Annotated in this window: 21 protein-coding genes; 7 read left to right on the forward strand and 14 right to left on the reverse strand. The window is 71.0% G+C overall.

All coding sequences use genetic code 11. The annotated features are described in order from the left end of the window. Positions 1 to 89: 89 nt before the first annotated feature. From ACGFU7_RS18665 to sigE, 5 genes are all read right to left on the reverse strand, one after another. Positions 90 to 749: a hypothetical protein gene (locus ACGFU7_RS18665; RefSeq protein WP_393697113.1), complete on the reverse strand. Its 660-nt coding sequence runs from the start codon at positions 747 to 749 to the stop codon at positions 90 to 92. Positions 750 to 867: 118 nt separating this feature from the next. Continuing rightward, positions 868 to 1,353 carry a sec-independent translocase gene (locus tag ACGFU7_RS18670; protein WP_393697115.1) on the reverse strand — a complete coding sequence of 162 codons (486 nt, stop codon included), beginning with the start codon at positions 1,351 to 1,353 and terminating at the stop codon, positions 868 to 870. A gap of 99 nt (positions 1,354 to 1,452) precedes the next feature. Then, positions 1,453 to 3,180: a trypsin-like peptidase domain-containing protein gene (locus tag ACGFU7_RS18675; protein ID WP_393697116.1), complete on the reverse strand. Its 1,728-nt coding sequence runs from the start codon at positions 3,178 to 3,180 to the stop codon at positions 1,453 to 1,455. A 110-nt stretch (positions 3,181 to 3,290) separates the two neighbouring features. After that, on the reverse strand, positions 3,291 to 4,307 hold the full coding sequence (locus ACGFU7_RS18680) for a zf-HC2 domain-containing protein (RefSeq protein ID WP_393697117.1): 1,017 nt from the start codon (positions 4,305 to 4,307) through the stop codon (positions 3,291 to 3,293). Continuing rightward, entirely contained in the window at positions 4,304 to 5,065 is a 762-nt protein-coding gene (gene sigE, locus ACGFU7_RS18685; protein WP_393697280.1) for an RNA polymerase sigma factor SigE, read from the reverse strand. The genes ACGFU7_RS18680 and sigE overlap by 4 nt, the downstream gene beginning before the upstream one ends. 182 nt (positions 5,066 to 5,247) lie before the next feature. Between sigE and ACGFU7_RS18690 the strand changes: the two genes are divergently transcribed. Beyond that, positions 5,248 to 5,913 carry an O-methyltransferase gene (locus ACGFU7_RS18690; RefSeq protein WP_266358193.1) on the forward strand — a complete coding sequence of 222 codons (666 nt, stop codon included), beginning with the start codon at positions 5,248 to 5,250 and terminating at the stop codon, positions 5,911 to 5,913. Between the two features lie 308 nt (positions 5,914 to 6,221). On the opposite strand, the gene ACGFU7_RS18695 is transcribed toward ACGFU7_RS18690, so the two are convergent. Then, positions 6,222 to 6,389: a DUF3117 domain-containing protein gene (locus tag ACGFU7_RS18695; protein WP_003966491.1), complete on the reverse strand. Its 168-nt coding sequence runs from the start codon at positions 6,387 to 6,389 to the stop codon at positions 6,222 to 6,224. 313 nt (positions 6,390 to 6,702) lie between these two features. Here ACGFU7_RS18695 and ACGFU7_RS18700 point away from each other — a divergent pair, with 313 nt between their 5' ends. Further along, on the forward strand, positions 6,703 to 7,515 hold the full coding sequence (locus ACGFU7_RS18700; protein WP_393697118.1) for an enoyl-CoA hydratase/isomerase family protein: 813 nt from the start codon (positions 6,703 to 6,705) through the stop codon (positions 7,513 to 7,515). Positions 7,516 to 7,528: 13 nt separating this feature from the next. Here the strand turns inward: ACGFU7_RS18700 and ACGFU7_RS18705 are convergent, their stop codons facing one another. Both ACGFU7_RS18705 and ACGFU7_RS18710 read right to left on the reverse strand, forming a co-directional pair. Next, positions 7,529 to 8,116: a DNA-3-methyladenine glycosylase I gene (locus ACGFU7_RS18705; RefSeq protein WP_393697119.1), complete on the reverse strand. Its 588-nt coding sequence runs from the start codon at positions 8,114 to 8,116 to the stop codon at positions 7,529 to 7,531. After that, a complete protein-coding gene (locus ACGFU7_RS18710) occupies positions 8,113 to 8,565 on the reverse strand; it encodes a hypothetical protein (RefSeq protein ID WP_393697120.1) in 453 nt (150 codons plus the stop codon). The genes ACGFU7_RS18705 and ACGFU7_RS18710 overlap by 4 nt, the downstream gene beginning before the upstream one ends. Positions 8,566 to 8,675: 110 nt before the next feature. On the opposite strand from ACGFU7_RS18710, the gene folP reads away from it, so the two are divergent. After that, positions 8,676 to 9,548, forward strand: coding sequence for a dihydropteroate synthase (folP, locus tag ACGFU7_RS18715; RefSeq protein ID WP_393697121.1), 873 nt, complete (start codon positions 8,676 to 8,678; stop codon positions 9,546 to 9,548). A 90-nt stretch (positions 9,549 to 9,638) separates the two neighbouring features. Here the strand turns inward: folP and ACGFU7_RS18720 are convergent, their stop codons facing one another. Next, on the reverse strand, positions 9,639 to 10,388 hold the full coding sequence (locus ACGFU7_RS18720; RefSeq protein WP_393697122.1) for a TIGR00730 family Rossman fold protein: 750 nt from the start codon (positions 10,386 to 10,388) through the stop codon (positions 9,639 to 9,641). 102 nt (positions 10,389 to 10,490) lie between these two features. Beyond that, complete coding sequence (gene dapE, locus ACGFU7_RS18725; protein ID WP_393697123.1) at positions 10,491 to 11,570, reverse strand: succinyl-diaminopimelate desuccinylase; 1,080 nt, start codon at positions 11,568 to 11,570, stop codon at positions 10,491 to 10,493. An 84-nt stretch (positions 11,571 to 11,654) separates the two neighbouring features. Between dapE and ACGFU7_RS18730 the strand changes: the two genes are divergently transcribed. Together ACGFU7_RS18730 and ACGFU7_RS18735 are read left to right on the forward strand one after the other, a co-directional pair. Next, a complete protein-coding gene (locus ACGFU7_RS18730; protein ID WP_393697124.1) occupies positions 11,655 to 12,632 on the forward strand; it encodes a hypothetical protein in 978 nt (325 codons plus the stop codon). A gap of 287 nt (positions 12,633 to 12,919) precedes the next feature. After that, positions 12,920 to 13,330 carry an ATP-binding protein gene (locus ACGFU7_RS18735; protein ID WP_393697125.1) on the forward strand — a complete coding sequence of 137 codons (411 nt, stop codon included), beginning with the start codon at positions 12,920 to 12,922 and terminating at the stop codon, positions 13,328 to 13,330. 83 nt (positions 13,331 to 13,413) lie between these two features. On the opposite strand, the gene ACGFU7_RS18740 is transcribed toward ACGFU7_RS18735, so the two are convergent. Both ACGFU7_RS18740 and fdxA read right to left on the reverse strand, forming a co-directional pair. Continuing rightward, positions 13,414 to 14,508, reverse strand: coding sequence for a bifunctional succinyldiaminopimelate transaminase/glutamate-prephenate aminotransferase (locus tag ACGFU7_RS18740; RefSeq protein WP_393697126.1), 1,095 nt, complete (start codon positions 14,506 to 14,508; stop codon positions 13,414 to 13,416). A gap of 123 nt (positions 14,509 to 14,631) precedes the next feature. Further along, on the reverse strand, positions 14,632 to 14,952 hold the full coding sequence (gene fdxA / locus ACGFU7_RS18745; protein WP_018956287.1) for a ferredoxin: 321 nt from the start codon (positions 14,950 to 14,952) through the stop codon (positions 14,632 to 14,634). A gap of 117 nt (positions 14,953 to 15,069) precedes the next feature. On the opposite strand from fdxA, the gene ACGFU7_RS18750 reads away from it, so the two are divergent. Both ACGFU7_RS18750 and ACGFU7_RS18755 read left to right on the forward strand, forming a co-directional pair. After that, the gene (locus tag ACGFU7_RS18750) at positions 15,070 to 16,071 is read left to right on the forward strand and encodes a GNAT family N-acetyltransferase (RefSeq protein ID WP_393697127.1); all 1,002 of its coding nucleotides are present in this window, start codon (positions 15,070 to 15,072) and stop codon (positions 16,069 to 16,071) included. Between the two features lie 16 nt (positions 16,072 to 16,087). Then, the gene (locus ACGFU7_RS18755) at positions 16,088 to 16,918 is read left to right on the forward strand and encodes a transglutaminase-like domain-containing protein (RefSeq protein ID WP_393697128.1); all 831 of its coding nucleotides are present in this window, start codon (positions 16,088 to 16,090) and stop codon (positions 16,916 to 16,918) included. 287 nt (positions 16,919 to 17,205) lie between these two features. On the opposite strand, the gene ACGFU7_RS18760 is transcribed toward ACGFU7_RS18755, so the two are convergent. Then, on the reverse strand, positions 17,206 to 19,578 hold the full coding sequence (locus ACGFU7_RS18760) for a HelD family protein (RefSeq protein ID WP_393697129.1): 2,373 nt from the start codon (positions 19,576 to 19,578) through the stop codon (positions 17,206 to 17,208). Between the two features lie 104 nt (positions 19,579 to 19,682). Continuing rightward, positions 19,683 to 21,698 carry a GTP-binding protein gene (locus ACGFU7_RS18765; RefSeq protein ID WP_393697130.1) on the reverse strand — a complete coding sequence of 672 codons (2,016 nt, stop codon included), beginning with the start codon at positions 21,696 to 21,698 and terminating at the stop codon, positions 19,683 to 19,685. Positions 21,699 to 22,108: the final 410 nt, after the last annotated feature.

Here is a 22,108-nt window from a genome sequence, read left to right on the forward strand (position 1 = left end):
GAGCCCGGCCGGCGATTGAGGACATCTTTGAGCCCGGCCGGCGATTGAGGCCAAAGCAGCAATCGGTCCGAACCCCCCACAGCCCCGGCCTACGCGTACGTCGCGATGTCTCCGACCACCGAGAACCCCAGCCCGTACGCGCTCATCCCCCGCCCGTACGCCCCGATGTGCACCCCGCCGTGCGCCGACCCCGCCAGCACCCAGCCGAACTCGGACTCGCGGTAGTGGAACGGCACCGGGACACCATCGACCGGCAGTGAAAGCGCCGACCACGCGGGACCGTCCAGATCGTCGGCGAGTTCGAACGCCGTCTCCGTCTGCTGGTCCAGCCAGTCGTCACGCAGTGTGTGATCCATCTGCGGGGGCCACGTACAGGCGAGCAGACCGGACCCGGCGAGCCAGGCCGCGGAGGACACCGTGGTCGCGTCCAGAACCCCCGTACCGTCACCGCTGCGCCGCACCGGGCTGCTGGCCACCGTCACGACAACGGCGAATCGTTGCTTCTCGACACCCGCGTCGGCCCGTACCGACGGCTCGTCACCGTGCCCGATGGAACCGTGCTGCACCGTGCCGTCCGCCGCGGTGCCCACCTGCATCAGCCAACGCGGCCCGGTGAAGGCCTCGTCCAGTGCGTACCAGGGAAACGGAGCTGCCAGAAATCCGTCGACAATACGCCGGGCCGCCGGCACTCCCTCTGCGGTGGCTGTGCTCGGCGCATCTTCCCCGCCCACCCGACTGGTCGTCTCCATCTGCCCGGCCGCCTCCTCGATCCGTTGAGTCCGGAGCGGCCCGCCCCCCACGGGCGTCCTCACAACCGGACAGATGGAGAATAGCCATACGGTCCGGACGAGTCGGGATTGACCGGCGTCAGGTGGCGTCTGCGTCGAACGGCGGGCGGTCGTCCTTCGCAGGCTGTTCACGCTTCTTGAGCAGGTCCGGAGTACCGGCGGAGCCATTGGCCGCGGTGATCGCCGAGCCACTCGACACGCCGCTCCGGGAGTCCGCGGACTCCACGGCCGCGCTCTCCCGGCCGTTCACCGCGTCGGTGACCTCGGCCAGGTCCTTGCGCAGGTCGAAGCTCTCGCGGATCTCCTTCAGCCCCAGATCGTCATTGCCGTCCATGAGCTGCTTGCGGACGAACGTCTTGGGGTTGAGGTCCTCGAACTCGAAGTCCTTGAACTCCGGGCCGAGCTCCGTGCGGATGTCCTCCTTGGCACTCTCCGAGAACTCACGGATCTTACGGATGAAGCGCGAGGCGTCCTGGATGACCTTGGGCAGCTTGTCCGGGCCGAAGATCATCACGCCCAGGATCGCGAGCGTCACCAGCTCCAGTGGGCCTATGTCATTGAACACCCTGTTGCTCCTCGTGTTCTCCGAGACCAGGTCGGTTGTGGTCCGGACCCGGCCCACGGTACCGGTCGAAACTGTCCGCGCGGTAGCGTCCCGCGGCTGTCACGTGCCGGTTGCCGAACCGAGAGTCAAAGAGATGGACAGGTCTTTACCACCACGGGTCAGGCCGAGGTCCAGACGGTCGCCGGGCCGGTGCGCGCGGATCTTCACGATCAGCTCCTCGCCGCTGTGCACCCGCTGGCCGTCCACCTCGGTGATGATGTCGCCCGGCTTGATGCCCGCCTTCGCCCCGGGACCGCCCGGCGTCACCGCGGGCTTGCCCTCGGCGCCCTTCGCGCCGACCTTGGCGCCGTCCCCGGTGTACTTCATGTCCAATGTGACGCCGATCACCGGGTGGGTGGCCTTTCCGGTGTTGATCAGCTCTTCGGCCACCCGCTTGCCCTGGTTGATCGGGATGGCGAAGCCGAGGCCGATGGAGCCCGCCTGGCCGCCCTCGGTCGTCGAACCGCTGTCGGCGGCACGGATGGCGCTGTTGATGCCTATGACGTGGGCGTCGGTGTCGACCAGCGGGCCGCCGGAGTTGCCCGGGTTGATCGGGGCGTCGGTCTGCAGCGCGTCCACGTAGCTGATGTCGCTGCCGTCGCCCTTCTCGCCGCCCGCGGTGATCGGCCGGTCCTTGGCGCTGATGATGCCGGAGGTGACGGTGTTGGACAGGTCGAAGGGGGCGCCGATGGCCACGACCGGGTCGCCGACCTGCACATTGTCGGAGTTGCCCAGGGGCAGCGGCTTGAGCCCGGAGACGCCCTTGACCTTGACCACCGCGAGGTCGTAGCCGCTGTCCTTGCCGACGATCTCGGCGCTTGCGGTCTCGCCGCCGCTGAACGTCACCGTGATGTCGCCGGAGGAGCCGGCCGGGGCGACGACATGGTTGTTGGTGAGGATGTGGCCGGAGTCGTCGAGAACGAAGCCGGTGCCCGTGCCGGATTCGGTGGTGCCGCTGACATGGAGGGTGACCACGCTGGGCAGGGCGCTGGCGGCGATGCCCGCGACGCTGTCGGGAGCGCGGCCGCCGCTGCTGCGGCCGGTCTGCGGAAGCTCCACCTGGGTCAGGCCGCCGTTGCGCTCGATATAGGCGCCTATGCCCCCGCCGATGCCGCCCGCCACCAGGGCGAGCAGCACCGCACCGACGAGGAGGGAGCCGCGGCGGTTCTTCTTGCGGCCGCCGTCGGCCCCGAGCGGCGGGCCCGGGTTGGTCAGCGGCTGCCGGGGCGCACCCCAGGGGTCGTACTGGAGCCACTGCGTCGACTGGGGTTGCGGCTGCTGAGGTGCGTGAGGCGGGGGCGTGAAGCCGGGGGCGGGCAGGCCGGGGGCGGGTGAGGTCGGTGCGGGCGAGGTGGGAATACCGACGCCGTTCGTCCCCGCGTACTGCGGGGGCACGGGGGTGCCGTGTGCCGGGGTCGGGACCGGTCGCTGTACGGGTGGTGCGGGCGCCCAAGGGCCGGGTCCGCCGTACGGCGGGGTGCTGTACTGATCGGGCTCGTGCAGTGGCGTCACGGGCTGCGTGGCCGGTACGGACGCCACGGGCTGCGTAGCCGGTACGGACGCCACGGGCTCGGGTGCGGGCAGGGATGACACCGGCTCGGGTGCCGGTGGCTGGGGCGGCGCATCGGCTGCGTGTGCTTCCGTCACGCCCGCCACGCCGGTCACATCGGCCGTGGGCACCGCGTCCTCGACGGGGGACGGCTCGTCCGGCGCTGTGCGGGTGGTGCCTCCCGGCGTGGGCCGGCTCCACCACTTCGCCTTCGGCCCGGTGGACTTCCCGTCTTCCATGCTCTCCCCGCAACTGCCACAACTGGCCTCTGCACGCCCCGACAGGGGCGTCCCTCCCGGAATTCCTCCCGGAATTCAACCAGGTTTGCGAATGTCTGCGCAGACCCCGGTCAGCGCCGGGAGGAAAGCGGCAGACCGCGATCGGCGGGGGTGGGGAGGGCCGAGGCCGACGGGGGCGTCCAGGACGGCGGTGTGGAGGGCTCCGGGGGCTGTGAGGCCAGTCGTCCGAGCGCCTGGGCGAAGAGCGGGGTGGTGCCGGTCGGGCGTATCAGCGGTGGCGCGGACACATTGGTCAGAACCTGAACGGCGAAGGTGTTTCCCGCGAGACTTCCGGTGGGAAGCAGCGCGGGAGTGGCGGAAGGCACCGCCGGTGTGGCATCCGGTACGGGGGGTGGTGGCGGGGCAGCGGCGGCGGTCGAGCGGTCGCCCGCCTCCGTCGCGGCAAGGGTGCCCTGGCTGCCGCCACCGCGGCGGCTCGCCGAGCTGCCGCTCTCGCTGCGGGATGCGGTGTCGAGCGGGTTCACCGCGTTTCCGGCGCCTGCGGCCCGGGCCGGGGAGCTGGGGCCCGCGCCCGTCGGCAGGGCACCGCCCAGGGCGATGGCCGCCAGCGATACGGCGCTGGCCGCTGCGAAGGCGAACCTCCGGCCGCGCCACGGCGACCGGTCTCCCTCACGGCCCACCTCATGGATCCGGAAGCCGGACCGGGTGGAGCCACCCGGCAGTACGGCGGTCGAGCCGTGCGGGGCCGGGAGGAAGCCGAAACTCCCCAGTGGCGAATTCCCCGGCGAATCCGTGCGGCTGCCGGGCGACTGGATCATGGGGTAGAGCCCGTCGGTGAAGCGCCCGGAGCCGCCGAATGGTTTCCCCCGGTTGTCGTCGTCACCACCCGGTCCCCCGGGAAGGCCCTGCAGCCGGGCGAGGAACCCCTCGGACGGCGAAGGCGGGGCCGACTGTGCGAAGACACTCTTCAGGCGCCGCTGGGCGGCAGCCTCGGCCTTGCACTTGGCGCAGGTCGCGAGGTGGGCGAGCACCCGCTCGCGGGCGTCGTGTTTCAGCTCACCGTCGACAAGCGCGGCGAGCCGGTCCCCCAGGTGTTGTTCCGCAGGGGTCGGGACTGTGCCACTCACGCCGATCCGCCCTCCCCTGCCAGAATCGCGCCCGCCAGCGAGCGCTGCTCGGCACGGGCCTCGGGCGAACGGTGCTGCAGCGCCTTGCGCAGATGCGAGCGACCGCGGTGGATACGGCTGCGCACGGTGCCGAGCTTCACGCCCAGCGTCGCGGCGATCTCCTCGTACGAGAGGCCCTCGATGTCACAGAGCACAACGGCGGCACGGAATTCGGGCGCAAGGGTGTCCAGCGCCTGCTGCACATCCGCGTCGAAGTGGGTGTCGTTGAAGACCTGCTGCGGGGACGGCTCACGGCTCGGCAGCCGCTCGGCGGCGTCGTCGCCGAGGGAGTCGAAGCGGATCCGCTGCTTACGACGGACCATGTCCAGGAACAGGTTGGTCGTGATGCGGTGCAGCCAGCCCTCGAAGGTGCCCGGCGTATAGGTCGACAGCGACCGGAACACGCGCACGAAGACCTCTTGCGTGAGGTCCTCCGCATCGTGCTGGTTGCCCGTCAGCCGGTAGGCAAGGCGATAGACACGGCCGCTGTGCGTGCTGACGATCTCTTCCCATGAGGGCGGCGTCCACGCCTGGGAGTCCGCATCTGAGGCGAAGGTCGCGGTCGGTGCGGAGTCGTTGGAAGAACGGTCAGCGATGTTGGTCACGGATTTCGGCTCACCCGCCGACCTGAGAAAGCGCCGCAGCACTCCTCCCCGATCCACAGGCGCAGCCGCACCTCCCCTATCGGCTCTGGTGGTGTCCAGTGGAGCCCCTACCATAGCCACCTCGCCCGTTAGCTCCGGATAAGCCTTTTTCCTGCTGGGGCCGGGGATCACCCCGGGAATCGCCGGCCCCTGGCTCCCGGACCCGATCTGCGGGCCGATTCCACGGGCTTTCCCCTGCCCCTGCATAACGCCCGGTCCCATCTGCGGGTTCCCGGGTGCAGCGGATACAGTCACCGTTGCGCCAACTACGGGGACAGGAGAGGGTCATTACCGCCAACCGGCAGACGAGCTGGGCGTTCGCCGACGCCTTTGTCGCCGAGGACGAAGCATTGCGCTGGGCCCGGGACCGGGCTCGGGAGGCAGGACTTCGCTCGGTGTCGCCAGGTACCGGCGCCGCGCTGCGCTTGCTCGCTGCCACGACGGACGCCAAAGCGGTGGCCGAGATCGGCACCGGGACCGGCGTGTCCGGACTCTATCTGCTGCACGGAATGCGGCCCGACGGCGTGCTGACCACGGTCGACCCGGAGCCCGAGCGCCAGCAGTTCGCCCGTGAGGCGTTCCGGGCCGCGGGGTTCGCCGCCAATCGCGCCCGCTTCATTCCCGGCCGCGCCCTTGACGTACTGCCGCGGCTCGCGGACGGCGGATACGACCTCGTGTTCTGCGACGGCGACCGGCTGGAGAGCCTGGACTGTCTCGCTGAATCGTTGCGCCTGCTGCGACCTGGTGGCCTGGTCTGCTTCGAGGGCGTCTTCGCGGACGGCCGTACGGTCGACTCGGCGGCGCAGCCCGCGGAGGTGCTGCGGCTGCGGGAGCTGCTGCGTGCGGTGCGGGAGAGCCAGGAGCTGATGGCGACGTTGCTGCCGGTGGGCGACGGGTTGCTGTGCGCGGTGCGAAGGGGCTGACCGGGGTCGGGGCCCCTGCCCCGCGCCCGGGGCAGTCAGGGGTGCCCTCAATCGCCGGACGGGCTTGATTTTGCCGCCGCGGTGTCGTCGAGCGCCGGACGGGCCGGGTTTCGCGCCGTGGTGTCGCCGAGCGCCCGACGGGCCGGGATTGCCACCGCGGTGTGTGAAGCACCGGACAGGCTGATCTTGCCGCCGCGGTGCCAGAAGCACCGGACAGGCTCGTTTTGCCGTCCGGGTTGGTTATGAACGCATCACTGCCCCGGCACGGATACCGTGCCGGGGCAGTGATGAAGTGTGGGCGCCTCTGCTCAGCCGACGACCTTCTTGAGGGCATCGCCGAGTGCATCGGCCTCGTCCGGAGTCAGCTCCACGACAAGCCGACCGCCGCCTTCGAGCGGAACGCGCATGACGATGCCCCGCCCCTCCTTTGTCACCTCGAGCGGGCCGTCGCCCGTCCGCGGCTTCATGGCCGCCATGCTCGTTCCCCTTCCTGAAACCAGCTCATCGCAACCGGCGGCCCCATGACAGGCGCTGTGTCACCGGCATCGAACACATTGCTTCCAGGCCATTATCCCGCATCACAGACCCCAATGACCAACATCGGTCGGCATCGCTTGCGCAACGCGCTCTCTCAAAACCACCCAATTCGGCGATCCAGCTGCGATACTCCGCCCCCTTCACCCCTCCATCGGAGCGCAATTGTTAGACGCAGGTCACATGTTCGCTCCCGCCCGAGTCGGCCATGCTTGCCTGGACAGGCATTGCCCAAGGTGCAGAGGGGACAGCGAAATGGCCGACCAGATGGCGGACAGCGTGCTCTACGACGTGAGCGACGGACTCGCGACGATCACGATCAACCGTCCCGGCGCGATGAACGCCATGAACACCGCGGCCAAGGTGGCGCTCCGTGACGCGCTGAAGTCCGCGGCGGCCGACACCGCCGTACGGGCCGTTCTGCTCACCGCGACCGGGCGCGCCTTCTGCGTCGGCCAGGATCTGAAGGAGCACGTCGGCAAGCTCGACGAGGCCCGTGAGTCCGGCGGCGGCAATGCGCTGAGCACCGTGCAGGAGCACTACAACCCGATCGTTCGGGCCATCACCGAGATGCCCAAGCCCGTCGTCGCCGGGGTGAACGGTGTCGCCGCCGGTGCCGGTTTCGGGTTCGCGCTCGCCTGCGACTACCGGGTGGTCGCCGACACCGCCTCGTTCAACACCTCCTTCGCCGGGGTCGCCCTCACCGCCGACTCGGGCGTCTCCTGGACGCTGCCCCGCCTGATCGGGCAGAGCCGCGCCGCCGACCTGCTGCTCTTCCCGCGCTCGATCTCCGCGCAGGACGCCCATGAGCTGGGCATCGTGAACAAGCTGGTGCCTGCCGCCGACCTGGCCGCAGAGGCCGCCGCCGTGGCCCGCACCCTGGCGTCCGGTCCCACGGTGGCGTACGCCGCGCTCAAGGAGTCCCTGGCCTACGGCGCCGCTCACACGCTGAGCGAGGCGCTGGAGAAGGAGGACGAGCTCCAGACGAAGGCGGGTGCGTCCGAGGACCACACGATCGCGGTGCAGGCGTTCCTGAACAAGGAGAAGCCGAAGTACCTCGGCCGGTAGCCACCGGCCCGGTCTACGCCCCGGTGCCGCGTGCCACGCAGTCGGCCAGGTGGTCGTCGACCAGGCCGCAAGCCTGCATCAGGGCGTAGGCAGTCGTGGGTCCGACGAAACGCACACCGCGCTTCTTGAGATCCTTGGCCAGCGCCGTGGACTCCGGTGTGACCGCCGGGACGTCGCCGAGGGTGCGCGGGGCGGGGCGGGTGGCCGGGTCGGGGGCGTAGGACCAGATCAGTTCGTCCAGCTCGCCGGCGCTCCAGCCGGCCAGCACCTTGGCGTTGGCGAGGGTCGCGTCGATCTTCGCCCGGTTGCGGATGATGCCGGCGTCGGCGAGGAGGCGCTCCTTGTCGGCGTCGGTGAACTCCGCCACCGCGGGGATCTTGAACCCGGCGAAAGCGGAGCGGAATCCCTCCCGGCGGCGCAGGATCGTCAGCCAGGAAAGGCCCGACTGGAACGCCTCCAGGCAGAGCCGTTCGAACAGGGCGTCGTCGCCGTGGACGGGGCGGCCCCATTCGGTGTCGTGGTACGTGAGGTAGTCCTCCGTGGAGAGCCCCCACGGGCAGCGCAGGCCGCCGTCCGGGGCCGCTTCTGCGCCGCCGCTCATCGCTGGGGCTCCTCTCCGGGGTGCTGGGTCTGCTGCGGGTCCTGTCCGGGGTTCTGCCAGGGTTCTGGTCGGGGGTCCTGTCCGGACGCCTCCCACGGCGCCCTCGGACGGTCCTCGGGCCGCTTGAGGAGCCCTGGGCCGCCGACCGCGGTCGCCTGCGCACCGGCCAGCGCCGACTCCAGTTCCGCGATCCGCGCGTCCCGCTCGGCGAGCTCGGCGCCGAGCCGGCCGAGCGCCTCGTCGACATCCGTCATGCGGTAGCCGCGTGCGGCCACCGGCAGCCGCAGCGCCTCGACATCCGCGCGGCCGACCGGGCGCGTCGCGGGCAGCGGGTCGGTCAGCTGCTCGGGCGCCACGTCCTGCAGGACGGCGCTCTTCCCCCCGCCGACCACCGCGAGGGTGACCGCGGCCACGACCACCACCATCGCCAGCAGCAAGAACCAGAACACGCGCATCTCCCCGGGAGCGGAAACCTGTCCGGGTCCGATCGTGCCATGCGGCACCGACAGTTAGGGTCGCAGGCGACCCCAGGGGCGATCTACCAGAGGAGAAACACGGGATGCGAAGCGGTGCGCTCAGGCTGGGGCGGCGTGAATTCGGTGCGCACGAGCCGGTGATCATGGCGATCGTGAACCGTACCCCGGACTCCTTCTACGACCAGGGCGCGACGTTCCAGGACGAGCCCGCGCTGGCCCGGGTCGAGCAGGCGATCGCGGACGGCGCGGCGATCGTCGACATCGGTGGTGTGAAGGCGGGCCCCGGTGAAGAGGTGACCGCCGAGGAGGAGGCCCGTCGCACGGTGGGGTTCGTCGCGGAGGTGCGGCGCCGCCACCCGGACGTGGTGATCAGCGTCGACACCTGGCGCCACGACGTCGGCGAGGCGGTCTGCGAGGCCGGTGCGGATGTGCTGAACGACGCGTGGGGCGGCGTCGACCCGAAGCTCGCGGAGGTCGCCGCGCGGTACGGCGCCGGTCTGGTGTGTACGCACGCGGGCGGCGCCGAGCCGCGGACCCGGCCGCACCGGATCGCGTACGACGACGTGATGGCGGACATCCTGCGGGTGACGGTGGGGCTGGCCGAGCGGGCGGTCGGACTCGGGGTGCGGCCGGACGGGATCATGATCGACCCCGGTCATGACTTCGGGAAGAACACCCGGCACTCCCTGGAGGCGACGCGTCGGCTCGGCGAGATGGCGGAGACCGGCTGGCCGGTCCTCGTATCGCTGTCCAACAAGGACTTCGTCGGTGAGACGCTCGACCGGCCCGTGAAGGAACGGGTGATCGGGACGCTGGCGACGACGGCCGTCTCCGCGTGGCTGGGGGCACAGGTGTACCGGGTGCACGAGGTGGCGGAGACGCGGCAGGTGCTGGACATGGTGGCGTCGATTGCCGGGCATCGGGCGCCGGCGGTGGCGCGGCGGGGGCTGGCGTGAACGAATCGGGGCTCCGCCCCGGGCCCCGCGCCTCGAACGCCGGCGAGGCTGGGGTTCCCGGAGGGGCTTGAGCCACCGAAGGGGCTTTGGCTACCGGCCGACCTCCTTCGTCACGAGGTTGACCGCCTCGTGCACGTCGTCCGTGACGTGGAACAGCAGCAGGTCGTGCTCGGACGCCTTGCCCTGGGCCACCACCGTGTCCCGCAGCCAGTCCACGAGACCGCCCCAGTACGCGGTGCCGAACAGCACGATCGGGAAGCGGGTGACCTTGCCCGTCTGAACGAGGGTGAGGGCCTCGAAGAGTTCGTCCAGGGTGCCGAGGCCGCCGGGCAGGACGACGAAGCCCTGTGCGTACTTCACGAACATCGTCTTGCGGACGAAGAAGTAGCGGAAGTTCACGCCGATGTCGACGTGCGGGTTGAGGCCGGATTCGAAGGGCAGCTCGATGCCGAGGCCGACCGAGACGCCCTTCGCCTCCCGCGCCCCCTTGTTCGCCGCCTCCATGGCTCCGGGGCCGCCTCCGGTGATCACCGCGAAGCCGGCCTCGACCAGGGCCTTGCCGATCTGTACGCCCGCCTCGTAGTCCGGCCCGCCGGCCGGGGTGCGGGCCGAGCCGAAGACGCTGATGGCGCTCGGCAGCTCGGCGAGGGCGCCGAAGCCCTCGACGAACTCCGACTGGATGCGCATCACCCGCCATGGGTCGGTGTGCACCCACTCGGAGTCACCCTCGGTGTCCAGCAGCCGCTGATCGGTGGTGCCGGGCTGTACCTGGTCCCTGCGGCGCAGTACCGGGCCCTGCCGCTGCTCCTCGGGGATGTGCGCTCCCTCGGGGTTGCCCATGACCTGCTCCCTCCGACGACGATCGATGACCATCTGATCGGTGACCATCTATGTCAGGTCAGGGTAGATCGACGGAGGTTACGGGGAGGGGAATGCCGTGGGTCAGCTGGTGAGCCAGGAGCGGAGCCGCTCCTCGCAGTGGGTGATCCGGTCGACCGCCACGTGCTCGTTGCGCTTGTGCGCGAGGAGCGCGTCGCCGGGTCCGTAGTTCACCGCGGGGACGCCGAGGGAGCCGAAGCGTGAGACGTCGGTCCAGCCGAACTTGGGCTGGGCGGTGCCGCCGACCGCCGCCATGAACGCCTTGGCCGCCGGGTGGGCGAGGCCGGGCATGGCCGCGCCCGAGTGGTCGTCGACGGTGAATTCGACGACGCCGCAGTCCGCGAAGACCTCGTGTACGTGGGCCAGGGCCTCCTCGGGGCCGCGGTCGGGGGCGTACCGGTAGTTGACGACGACGGTGCAGGCGTCGGGGATGACGTTGTTGGCGACGCCGCCCTCGATCCGTACCGCGTTCAGGCCCTCGCGGTACTCGAGGCCGTCGATGACCGGCCGGCGCGGTTCGTACGCGGCGAGGCGGGCGAGGACCGGGGCGGCGGCGTGGATGGCGTTGGACCCCATCCAGCTGCGTGCGGAGTGGGCCCGCTCCCCTTCCGTACGGAGGAAGACCCGCAGGGTGCCCTGGCAGCCGCCCTCGACCTGGGCGTCGGAGGGCTCCAGGAGGACGGCAAAGTCGCCGGCCAGCCATTCGGGGTGGGCGTCGGCGATGTGTCCGAGGCCGTTGAGGTGCGCGGCGACCTCTTCGTTGTCGTAGAAGACGAAGGTGAGGTCGCGGTTGGGCTCGGGCACGGTCGCGGCGATCCTCAGCTGGACGGCGACGCCCGACTTCATGTCGGAGGTGCCGCAGCCCCACAGCACGCCGTCGTCGTCGAGCCGGGACGGCACGTTGTCGGCGATCGGCACGGTGTCGATGTGTCCGGCGAGCACGACCCGCTCGGCACGGCCCAGGTTCGTCCGGGCCACGACGTTGTTGCCGTGCCGGTCGACGGTCAGATGCGGGAGGGTGCGCAGCGCCGACTCGATCGCATCGGCGAGCTCCTTCTCCTGACCGCTGACCGACGGGAAGTCGACGAGCCGGGCGGTGAGCGCCGGGCCGTCCAGGGTGAGGTCAAGGGTGCTTTCGGACATGGAAGCGACCTTAGGGCCTCGCCGGGAGCAGCCCCAAAGGAACGGGCCCTCGGCCCCGCCGGGGCACTCCAGTACGGTGGCTCCGTGCCCCGGACCGTCTCCCCCGCCCGCCGACACACCGGCCGCAGCCGCCTCTTCCGTGTCGCGGCCGCCTTCGTCGTGCTCGCCGCCCTGGGCGGCTATCTGGTCGTGCAGTACATATCCGGCAGCAAGGTCACCGAAGGGTGCACCGTGGAGTCCGCCGATGGTTCGGCCGGCAAGGGCCGTACGTACCGGATGAGCCCGGAGCAGGCTTCGAACGCCGCGACGATCTCCGCGGTCGGCACCTCGCGCGGGATGCCGGAGCGGGCGGTGACGATCGCCCTGGCGACCGCGTTGCAGGAGTCCGGGCTGCGCAATATCGAGCACGGGGACCGGGACTCGCTGGGGCTGTTCCAGCAGCGTCCTTCGCAGGGCTGGGGCACCGAGAAGCAGATCCTGGACCCGGTCTACTCCGCAGGGGAGTTCTACCGGCATCTGGCCGAGGTCCCCGGCTATTCGCGGCTGCCGCTGACGGTCGCCGCACAGCGGGTCCAGCGCAGTGGTTTCCCGCAGGCGTACGCGAAGCACGAGCCGGATGCGGCGCTGCTGGCGGCCGCGCTGACCGGCCGTACACCCGCCGCGCTGGACTGCACGCCGCCGCGGACGACGGCCGCGAAGGCCGATGCGGCGAAGGTGCGGGCGGAGCTGGTGCGCGCCTTCGGCAAGGACGTGCTGCCCGCGAAGAGCCCGGCGGCCGAGGACGGGAAGGGCGAGGACGGGAAGGACGGGGACGGGAAGGCCGCGGACCGTGCGTCGGCGACGAGCACGGTCTCGGTGCCGGTGCGGGCGGCCCGCGCCTCCAGGGACGACGACCCGGCGCGGCGCGGCTGGGAGCTCGCGCACTGGGCGGTCGCGCAGTCCGAGGCGCTCCGCCTGGACGAGGTCGCATACGCGGGCCGGGTGTGGAAGGCCGGGTCGGGCTGGCGGACGGAGCGTAAGGAATCGGGCACCACCGAGGTCCGCATGCGTCTCGCGCACTAGTACGGACGGTCACCCGAAGGCGTTATCCGGCCGTTCCGGAACGGCCCTTGGCGCGGCATCTCCCGCCGCCTCCCCTCTATCCCTCAATTCCCTTGCGCGCAAAGGGAAGTGACGGTTCATCGGGCCATCCAGGAATGCGGCGTCTGCCCGGGTTCCTCCGTTGTGGATTATGTGACGCATTACCGACTCTTTACCTCGGACCACCGCAACCTCCCCCGCCCTTAAGACGGTTGTCATTGCGTCCGGTCAACGGACAGACAGATTCCTCACCCCGTCGAAGGAGCATCATGTCCCTCCCCCTGACCCGCCGGATCGCCCGCGCCGCGCTGCTGATCGCCGCGGGTGCAGCCCCCGTGGTCGGTGCGGCCGGTGCCGCAGGTGCCGCGGAGCCGCAGGCCCCGGAGCTCGGCGGTCTGACCACCGTCGACGGCGCCGGCCTCGACAAGACGGTCGACGGCGCGTCCCAGCAGGGCACCAAGGCCGCGGGCGAGACCGGCGGCAAGATCGTCGGGACGACCCTCCCGGCCGCGGGCAAGACCGTCGGCAAGGCCGACGCCCAGGCCGCCCCCGCCGTGCAGAACGCCGCCGGTGGTGCCGCGGGCAGCGCGGGCGAGGTCCTCGGCAGCACCGCCGGTGCCGCGACCCAGGGCGGCCTGCCCACCCAGGGCCTGCCCACCCAGGGGCTGCCGATCGGCTGACCCGGTCCGCTGAACCGACTCATCACACGCGAGGGGCCTCGGGAGTGCGCACTCCCGAGGCCCCTCGCGTGTACTCCCGGCTATCAGGCCAGCCGCTTGACCGCGGCGGCCACCCGCTCGTCCGTCGCCGTGAACGCCACACGTACGAAGCGGTCACCGGCCGGCCCGTAGAAGTCGCCCGGCGCCACCAGAATGCCGAGTTCCGCCAGGTACGCCACGGTCTCCCAGCACGGCTCGTCGCGCGTCGCCCACAGGTAGAGGCTCGCCTCGCTGTGCTCGATCCGGAAGCCGTGGGCCTCCAGCGCCGTGCGCAGGGCCGCGCGCCGGTCCGCGTACCGGGTCCGCTGCTCGGCGACGTGCTCGTCGTCGCCGAGTGCCGCGATGGTCGCCGCCTGGACGGGGGCGGGCGTCATCATTCCGCCGTGCTTGCGGATCAGCAGCAGCTCGCCAAGCACGGCCGCGTCGCCCGCGATGAAGGCCGCGCGGTATCCGGCCAGGTTGGAGCGCTTGGAGAGCGAGTGGACGGCGACGATGCCCTCGTACGTACCACCGCAGACATCCGGGTGCAGTACGGAGACGGGCTCGGCCTCCCAGCCCAGCTCCAGGTAGCACTCGTCGCTGAAGACCAGCACGTCGTGCTCGCGCGCCCAGGCGACGATCCGGATCAGCTCGTCCTTGGACAGGACGCGGCCGGTCGGGTTGGACGGCGAGTTGAGCCAGAGCAGCTTCAGGCCGGCCGGGTCCAGCTCGGTGGGGTCGTCGTAGACGACGGGCTCGGCGCCGCAGAGCCGGGCGCCCACCTCGTACGTCGGGTAGGCGAGGCGCGGGTACGCCACCTTGTCGCCCGCGCCGAGACCGAGCTGGGTGGGCAGCCAGGCCACCAGCTCCTTGGAGCCGACGACCGGCAGGACGTTCTCGTGTGCCACCCCGACCGCGCCGAGCCGCCGCTCCACCCAGCCGGTGATCGCGTCACGCAGCTCGGCGGTCCCCCACACCGTCGGATAGCCGGGGCTGTCCGCGGCGGCGACGAGCGCCCGCTGGATCAGCTCGGGCACCGGGTCGACGGGCGTGCCGACGGACAGGTCCACGATGCCGTCCGGATGGGCGGCGGCCGTCGACTTGTAGGGCGCGAGCTTGTCCCAGGGGAAGACCGGGAGACGGGAGGAGACTGCGGACACGGATCTCTGCTTTCTCGTACGGGGATTACGAGGGTCACTCGGGGCGCTCGGGCGTGGAAACGCCTCGGTCCCGCACGGTGACGAGCCGTACGGGACCGGGGCGACGCACGTGCCGGCCGCTGACTACTGGTTCTGCGGCGGCAGCGCGGCGATGAACGCGTGGTCGCGTTCGATCAGGCCCAGCTTGGAGGCACCACCGGGCGACCCGAGGTCGTCGAAGAACTCGACGTTCGCCTTGTAGTAGTCCTTCCACTCCTCCGGGGTGTCGTCCTCGTAGAAGATTGCCTCGACCGGGCATACCGGCTCACAGGCTCCACAGTCGACGCATTCGTCCGGGTGGATGTACAAGGACCGCTGGCCCTCGTAGATGCAGTCGACGGGGCACTCTTCGATGCAGGCCTTGTCCTTTACGTCGACACAAGGCTGCGCGATGACGTAGGTCACGCTGTCGTTCCTCCTCGGTAGGGCGTTGGCTCTCGCGCGGGAGCGCGGCGTCGTCGATGCCCACACCTAGTATCTCCGTTCCCGGGCGCGAACCGAACAGGAGGGGCGGACAGAGCTATGGAATTCACCATCGGCGGACAACTCGAAGTCCGAATTACACCGGCTGACATGGGCAAACGGGTATCAGTCCGGCGCACGGTCGAGCGCGGCTCTCAGGGACCGAAGTTCACCGACACGGTCGGTGTTCTCACATCGTGGGACAGCGGTGTGCTGTCGATCACAACGAAAAGCGGCGACTCCATCCGTATCGCGGAATCGACGCTGGTGGCGGGCAAGGTCGTGCCCGACGCCCCGGCCCGGCGGCGCGGCCCCGCGGCCTCCTTCGACGAGCTCGCGCCGGTCTGTGCCCGCGCCTGGCAGCCGGTGGAGTGCGAGCCGCTGGGCGACTGGCAGCTGCGCGCCGCGCAGGGGTTCACCCGGCGCGCCAACTCCGTACTGCCGCTCGGCGATCCGGGCATGCCGCTCGACGAGGCGCTCGGGCGCGCACGGCAGTGGTACGGGGAGCGGGACCTGCCCGCGTACATCCAGACCGCGACCGGCGCCGAGGGCACCCAGGAGCAGCTCTGCGCGGCGCTGGAGCAGCGCGGATGGCGATGCGAGGTGACGGCGGAGGTGCGCATCGCCGCGCTGCCGCCGATCGGTGATCTGGACGCGGATGTGTCGGCGGTGCGGCTGAGCCGGGACCTGGACGAGACGTGGCTCTCCCGCTATCAGCGCTTCGACACACCGGGGCCGCACGTCCTGCAGGTGCTGCGCAGCGGCCCCTCGGTGTGGTTCGCCTCCGTGCCCGGTGACACCGAGGGCGCGGCGCCCGCAGCGATCGGGCGGTGCGTGGTGGACGGTCGGTGGGCCGGCTTCATGGCCGTCGAGGTCGGTCCCGGACACCGGCGCCGGGGGCTCGCCACCGCCGTGATGACCGCGCTCGCCCGCAAGGCCCTGGACGAGGGCGCGTCGGCGGCGTGGCTGCAGGTGGAGGCGGACAACGAGGGGGCGCGGGCGCTGTACGAGCGCATGGGGTTCGCGGTCCATCACCTGTATCACCACTTCCGGTCGGCGTGACGGAGACGGGCATCCCATGAACCCCGAAAGGGAAGATCCGCGAAGCCGGTTCGCCGAGGAGGCGCGCGCCGAGCGGCCGGACCTCGCGCTGCTCTGCCTGCTGCTGGCCGCGGTGGCCGACCCGGCGCTGGACGTGAACGGGATCGACGCGGCGCAGATCGAACTGGACGAGTTGGCGGGCCGGCTTCCGTACGGGGTACGGGGCGGCCGGGCCTGGGCCTCGGCCCTGGCCGAACTTCTCGGCGAACGGTGCGGCTTCGCGGGTTCGTCGGCGGACTACCAGCGGCTGGAGTCGTCGCTGCTGCACGAGGTGCTGCGGCGGCGTCGCGGGCTGCCGATCCTGCTGTCCGTGGTGTGGATCGAGGTCGCACGGCGGGCGGGCGCTCCGGTGTACGGGGTGGCGCTGCCCGGTCATTTCGTCGTCGGGTTCGGCGATCCTTCGGAGCGGGTGCTGGCCGACCCGTTCGACGGTGGCCGGCCGATGACCGGGCAGGACGCGGAGCTGCTGGTGGCGGGGGCGACCGGGGAGCCCCTGGAGGAGTCCATGCTGGTGCCCGCGCGGCCGCTGGAGATCCTGCTGCGGATCCTGAACAACATCAGGGCGTGGGCGGCGGTCCGTCCGGAGCGGACGGATGTGGCGCTGTGGGCGGTGGACCTGTCGCTGCTGCTGCCCTCGCATCCGGCCAGGCTGCGCTACGAGCGGGCGCAGCTGCTCGTACAGAGCGGGCAGTTTCTGCGTGGGGCGGCGGAGATGGAGGAGTACGCGGATGTGGTCGACGGGGTCGAACCCGAGGCGGCGGAGGCGATCCGGCGGAGGGCGCGGGCGGCGCGGGCGTTGCTGAACTAGGAGGTCTTCCGGGTTTCCCGCTGTCCGTCCGCAGGGCGGGCGTCGCGGTGTCCGGTGCGTGCGATCGCGAGGCGGAGGGGCGTCCTCGTACCGGACGTACTCGGACGGGCCCGATGATGCGGCGAGCGCGTGTGCCAGGCGTCGCGACGCAATCAGGAAACCCGGAACAGGCCCTCGCAGGGTCGGCGGCGCGGGCGCCGGCCCGACGCGGCGGCAGAACAGGGGGTCCGGACGCCGCCACGGCCGGGGCACGGGCGCCCGCCCGACGCCGCTCCCCGCTCCCCCTCTCAGCCCCGTTCCGGCACCGCCGCCGCCAGTACCTCGGGCACCGGGCCCTCGTGCACGATGCCCAGCCGTTGCGTCGCCCGCGTCAGTGCCACGTACAGGTCGTTCAGGCCACGCGCCGAACGGCCGAGGACGGCCGCGGGGTCGGCCAGCAGCACCGCGTCGAATTCCAGCCCCTTGGCCTGCCGCACGCCGAGGACGACGACCCGGTTCTCCAGGTCGGGCTCGTCCCCGTACACCGCCTCCGGCACCGCCCGGGCCACCGCGGCCCCCAGTTCGTCGCGCCGCGCGTCGGGGACGATCACGGCGAGCCTGCCCTCGTCCAGCGCCGCCGCCTCCTTCGCAGCCAGGTCGGCGAGAGTGCGGGCGGTGTCGTGAGTACGCAGCCGCCAGGGGGCGACGCCCGTCTCCCGTACCGAGCGCGGCGGTTCGAGCCCGGGGCCGAGCGCGGCGAGAACGTCCGTGGTGGACGCCATGATCTCGGCGGGGGTGCGGTAGTTGACGGTGAGCGACGCCTGCCGCCACCGGTCGCCGACATGCGGGGCGAGCGCGGACGCCCATGAGGAGGCCCCGGCGGCGTCGCCGGTCTGGGCGACATCGCCGACCAGGGTCATGGAACGGGTCGGGCAGCGCCGCATCAGCAGCCGCCAGGCCATCCGGGAGAGTTCCTGCGCCTCGTCGACGATGATGTGCCCGAACACCCAGCCCCGGTCGGCGAAGGCCCGTTCGGCGACGGTACGGGTGGTGCGCTCCTCGTGACGGTCGGCGAGGGTCTGCGCGTCGACCAGTCCGGCGAGGCTGCCCTCCTCCTCGTCCTCCCCGTCGCCCGCCGCGAGGTCGAGGACACCCTGCGCGTACGCGACGCCCTCGGCCCGCTCGTGCGCGGCGGCCGCTTCGGCCACCCGGTTGTCCTGGCCGAGCAGGTCGGCCGCCTCGTCGAGCAGCGGTACATCGGCAGCCGACCAGCCGTCGCCGTCCGGCGCACGGAACAGCAACTCCCTTTCCCCGTCGGTGAGTCCGGGCGCCGCGGAAGCCAGGCGCTCGCGCTGTCCGTACAGGTCGGCGAGGAGCCGCTGCGGGGTGAGGGGCGGCCACAGAGCATCGAGCGCGGCCCGTACGTCGGCGTCGGCGGCGAGCAGGCGACGGATGTCGGCGATGTCCTGCGCCTCGGTGCGTTCCTGCGCGGCCGCCGAGTCGTCGTCGCCGAGCAGCCCCGGCAGGGCGTCCAGGTCGGCGTGTACGGCACGGTCGAGACCGGCCTCGGCGAGCACCTCGGCGACGTCCGCCTCCAGCCGGTCGGCGAGAGCGCGGGTGGCTTCCACGGACCGCCGGGCGAGCGCGTCCACGATCTCGCGCCGGAACGCGGGCGCGGCCAGGTTGTGCGGCAGCCGGGTCGCGCGGGCGGTGTCGGCGGCGCGTACGCACTCCTCGTGGTCGAGGCGGACGATGTCCCCGTCGAACTCGACCTCAAGCCCCGCACCCTCCGGCACCTGCCGGTCCCGTACCGCCGCCGCGATCACGGCCGCCATCTCCGCACGCCCCTTGAGCTCGGCGGCCTCCGGCTCCTCGGCGCGGTCCGCGCGGATCCCCGGGTACAGCTCTTCGACGGTCGACAGCAGCACGCTGTTCTCGCCGAGGCCGGGCAGCACCTGGCCGATGTACCCGATGAAGGTCGGATTGGGTCCGACGACCAGCACACCGCGGGAGGCCAGCTGCTGGTGGGTGTAGAGCAGATACGCGGCCCGGTGCAGGGCGACCGCGGTCTTGCCGGTGCCGGGCCCGCCCTGGACCACGAGGACGCCGCGGTGGTCGGAGCGGATGATCGCGTCCTGCTCGGCCTGGAGGGTGGCGACGATGTCGTGCATACGGCCGGTGCGCCCGGCGTCGAGGGAGGCAAGCAGGGCGGCCTCGCCGGTCAGTTCGCTGTCCGGTACGCCGTCCCGGTCGAGCACCTCGTCGTCGAGCCGGACGACCTGCCGGCCCCGGGTGGTGAGGTGGCGGCGTCTGCGCACCCCGTGCGGGGCCGCGGGCGTGGCGACGTAGAAGGCGCGGGCCGCCGGGGCACGCCAGTCGAGCAGCAGCGGGTCGTCGTCGGCGGACTCGGCGGGCAGCCCGATCCGGCCGATGTAGTGCCGTTCCCCGTCGCGCCGGTCGAGCCGTCCGAAGCAGAGCCCGTTCTCGGCGGCGTCGTACCGGGCGACCTGCCCGGCGTAACGGGCGGCGGCGGACTCCCGCTCCAGCCGCCCCTGCCGGGTGCCACCGGTCTCCCGCAGCACGCCGGTCAGCTGATGCCCGGCGTGCTCGCGGAGGGCCTCGACGCGGGCGTGGAGGATGTCGAGATGGTTCTGTTCGTGGGCGATCTCAACTCTGGACAACGGTGCACTGGCTCCCTGCGGGCGGTGGTGGGGGCAGCCAAGGGTGCCCTACAACGGGGCGGAACGGGAGCCGTGCAGGTCCGGGTACGTATGTGTGAGCCCGGTCAGCGCGCATCCTCTCGTCCAGCGATCCGGCGCACCGTGTGCAGCAGGTACTCCTTGCGGTTGAGCGGATTGCGGTCGGTGCGCGGCCGGTCCGGGGGCGTGCCGACGACCGCCCGGTAGCAGTCGAAGTCGGACTCCAGGACCCCCTCGCCGCGCGACAGGGCCGGGAGCTGCTGCTGCAGTTCATGGACCCGCGCCGCCGGAATCTCTCCCTCCAGCGCGCATGCCGCACCGTGCACGGCCGGTGTCCCGGGGACGGCGCGCAGATGTGCGAGTACGGGCAGGAGCGGGCCGAGCAGGTCCGCGGGGAGTTCCAGGCGGAAGCGGTGCATCGGCTCGTACACCGTGGTGCCGGCCTCCCTCAGCGCGTCCATCAGGACCAGAGGGGTCAGATTGCGGAAGTCCCCTGCGGTGCTCGACATGCTCTTGTCGAAAACGGCATGGGAATGGCTCTGCCGGGGCCAGTAGCCGGAGTGCGTCATCGTGACGACGCAATCGGTGACCTGCCACCCGTGAATTCCCTGCCGCAGAGTCTCCCCCACGGTTTCCTCCACCGCCCTCATCAGGGAGAACGGCATCGATCCGAGCTCCACCTCCAGCCGGTACTCGACACCGCTGCCGATCGGTGCGGGATCGATTCGAAGACCGATGGTCGCCAGAAAGGGATTGGGATCCTGGTCGCCGACCTCGTACGCCGCACCGCTGCAGTTCGGCCGTTCCAGGCAAATGGTCGTGGTCTTGCGGAAGGTGACGTCGATTCCGAATTCATCGGCGAGCGTCGCCTGGATGACTTCTTTCTGCACCTCGCCGTAGAGCGAGACGGACACTTCTTTGCGGATGTCGTCCTGCCGCAGATTGATCAATGGGTCCTGCTCGGCGAGTTGTGCGAGCGCGAAATGCAGCTCACCCCTGCTCGCCGGAGCGCAGGGGACCACGACCGATTCCAGCGTCGGCGGGGCGAACCAATGACCCGGTGCGGTCGTGTCCGGCACGCCGACCGTATCGCCGACCCGAATGTCGCCGAGGCCCCGGAGCTTCGCGATCCGGCCTGCGCCGACCGCTGCCTCGCGCACGTCCGAGCCGTGGTCGAAGACACTGATCGCGGTCACTTTCCCCTCGGCGCGTCCGTCGCCCCGGCCGAACGGCAGCCGGTCTCGGGTCCGTACCGTGCCCGAGAACATCCGGACGTACGCGATCTTCTCGCCGCCCGGACCCCGCTCCACCTTGAAGACGGTGCCAGAGACCGGCCCGTCGGCATCGCCCTCGCTCGCGGGCAGCAGCTCCCTGATCCCACCGATCAGGGCGTCCACGCCCGCCCCGGTGATCGCCGAGCCGAAGAACACCGGATGCACCAGCGCCTGTCCGGTCTGCGCCGACAGTCCTTCACGCAGTCGGCTGTACGGGAGCGCCGCCGCGTTCTCGACGTACGTGGCCAGCAGCGCGTCGTCGTGGTCGGCGAGGAGTTCGGCCAGCCGGTCCGTGAAGTCCGGGTCGGCACCGGTGTACGGCGCGCAGCGGGCGTCCCGGCCGCCCGGGCCGTCGACCGATCCCATGGCGAGCACGGCCGGCGTCAGTTTCTCGGAAATACTCCGCAGAACGGACTCGTCCTGCGCACCGCCGCGATCGACCTTGTTCACGAAAATGAGCGTCGGAATGCGCAGGCGTTGCAGCGTCCGCATCAGAACACGGGTCTGCGCCTGTACGCCCTCCACGGCGGAGATGACCAGTACGGCGCCGTCGAGCACATTCAGCACCCGTTCCACCTCGGCAATGAAATCGGGGTGACCGGGTGTGTCGATCAGATTGACCGTGATGTCATCGATGGCGAACGAGACGACTGCGGATTTGATCGTGATGCCGCGTTGCCGTTCCAGCGCCAGGGAATCGGTCTGGGTGTTCCCGTCGTCGACGCTGCCGATCTCGTCGATGACACCAGCGGTGTGGAGCAGCCGCTCGGTCAGGCTTGTCTTACCGGCGTCGACATGCGCCAGAATTCCCAGATTCAGCGTGTGCACGAAACTCCATGTCTTCAAGATCGGTGGCAATTTCCGTCTGAATGAACATGAGAGTTCCGCGCATGATCTTCTCCTCGGTCGGTCGACTGCTGCGGGGAGTACACCAGGGTGCCGCCCCGCACGACAACCGAATTACCGGCACGGCTCGGCTCAGTCTGCCGGAACCTGGGTGCCCGCCTCCTCCGCTTTCACATCCGGCGGTCGAAAATGAGCAGCTCAGCGTCGCCGGGATCGCGTACGCCGTTACGTGAATTCGAGGGCGGCTCCGGGCGGCAGTCCACCGGGCACGGCGCGCACACCTCTCGCCGAATCCACCGGAAAACTCGCCTCAACTCGCATTCTGCAGCATGGTGTTGACGTTCACCGAGGGATCACCCCGGGCCGGTGCGGCGGTCACGCCACCGTGCGGA

It is taken from the genome of Streptomyces sp. NPDC048473, assembly GCF_043200155.1.
GTDB lineage: Bacteria > Actinomycetota > Actinomycetes > Streptomycetales > Streptomycetaceae > Streptomyces.